The 1400-nt window shown below is 72.3% G+C and carries 3 protein-coding genes; 1 reads left to right on the top strand and 2 read right to left on the bottom strand.

Going from position 1 to position 1400, the window contains the following annotated elements:
- A partial coding sequence (locus tag CKO43_RS25425; protein ID WP_200380412.1) for a pilus assembly FimT family protein occupies window positions 1-307 on the bottom strand: 307 nt, incomplete at its 3' end.
- Window positions 282-710 carry a type II secretion system major pseudopilin GspG gene (gene gspG / locus CKO43_RS25420; protein WP_200228381.1) on the bottom strand — a complete coding sequence of 143 codons (429 nt, stop codon included), beginning with the start codon at window positions 708-710 and terminating at the stop codon, window positions 282-284. The genes CKO43_RS25425 and gspG, both read right to left, overlap by 26 nt.
- Before the next feature lie 54 nt (window positions 711-764).
- Here gspG and CKO43_RS25415 point away from each other — a divergent pair, with 54 nt between their 5' ends.
- Entirely contained in the window at window positions 765-1373 is a 609-nt protein-coding gene (locus CKO43_RS25415; RefSeq protein ID WP_200228382.1) for a hypothetical protein, read from the top strand.
- Window positions 1374-1400 lie beyond the last annotated feature (27 nt).

The raw sequence follows: 1400 nt of genomic DNA, 5'->3' as shown, positions 1-1400 counted from the left end.
AGCGCGTCGGCAGCGCCTGCTGCGCCGGCAGGCCGGCGAAGACGAAGGGGTCGCGCTGGGCGTCGTTGACCGGGATCCAGGCGACGGCGAAGCCGCCGGTGCGCGCCTCGGTGCGTGCGGTCTCGAGCAGCGTCGCCAGGCGCGCCGCGTCGAGTTCGAGCCGGGTCGCCGCCGGGTCGCGGATCGCCAGCGAGACCAAGCCGGCACCGATCGCGAGGATGGCCATCACGACCATCAACTCGATCAGCGTGAAGCCGCGAGGTGAGGGCGTGCGGAGAGGCCTATTGCCAGGAGCCGAGGTCGGCATCGTTGCCTTCGCCGCCGGCCTGACCGTCCGCACCGTAGCTGAAGACGTCGATCTCGCCCTTCACGCCCGGGTTCAGGTACTGGTAGGCGTGGCCCCAGGGGTCGTTGGGCAGCTTGTCGAGGGAGGGCTTCCAGTTCGCCGGCGCCGGTGCGGCGGTGGGGCGGTGCACGAGCGCATCCAGGCCCTGCTCGGTCGTCGGGAAACGCTGGTTGTCGAGCTTGTAGAGCTTGAGCGCCTGCATCAGGTTGTGGATGTCGGTGCGTGCAGCGGTCACCCGGGCGTCATCGGCGCGGTTGAGAACGTTGGGCACGATCAGCGCGGCCAGCACGCCGAGGATCACCAGCACCACCATCAGCTCGATCAGCGTGAAGCCGCGGCGGCGCGAACGGAAATGGGAGGTCATGGATGGCGAAAGGACGGAACGGTGGCAAAGGGTTCGGTCAATCATAATCTTCGGATGACGACACGTTGGTGGGCGTTCGGTGTCTGGGCGGTGGTTGCCGCCAGCGCCGTCTATTGGGCGCTGAAGCTCGTGAAACCGGCGCCGGCGACGCCGCCGCAGGCGACCGTGGTCGCGATGGCGGCGGGCCTGCAGGGCGACCTGTCGCGCCTGCTCGGCGCCGACGCCGTCGACGCCGAGCCCGAGCCGACGGCGGAGAGTTCGCGCTTCGAGCTGCTGGGCGTCGTCGCTTCGCGCAGCGCCGAACGCGAAGGCGTGGCGCTGATCGCCGTCGACGGCAAGCCGCCGAAGGCGTTCCGCGTCGGCGCGGTGGTCGACGGCGAGACGGTGGTGAAGTCGGTGCAGCAGCGCGAGGTTCGCCTCGGGCCGCGCGACGGTGCCGCCACCGTCTCGCTGGACATCGCCGCGGCCGCGCCCGCGGCCACCGGCAGGCTGCCTGCGCCCGGTGCCGCCCAGCCTGCGGCACGCGCGCTGGCACTGCCCGGCATGCCGCCCGGCGCGATGGGCCAGCGGGCACCGGCCCGGCCGACGCAGGGCGGCCGCCCGCCGGCGCCGCAGGGCGAAACCATCGACGAGGGTGTCGAGGCCGAGGTCCAGGCCGAGTGACGCCCCCGCAGGCGCGGGGTCAGAACC

Origin of the sequence: Rubrivivax gelatinosus, from assembly GCF_016583785.1 — a bacterium.
Taxonomy (GTDB): Bacteria; Pseudomonadota; Gammaproteobacteria; order Burkholderiales; family Burkholderiaceae_C; genus Rubrivivax; species Rubrivivax gelatinosus_B.
This window is presented reverse-complemented; position numbering and strand designations above follow the sequence as displayed.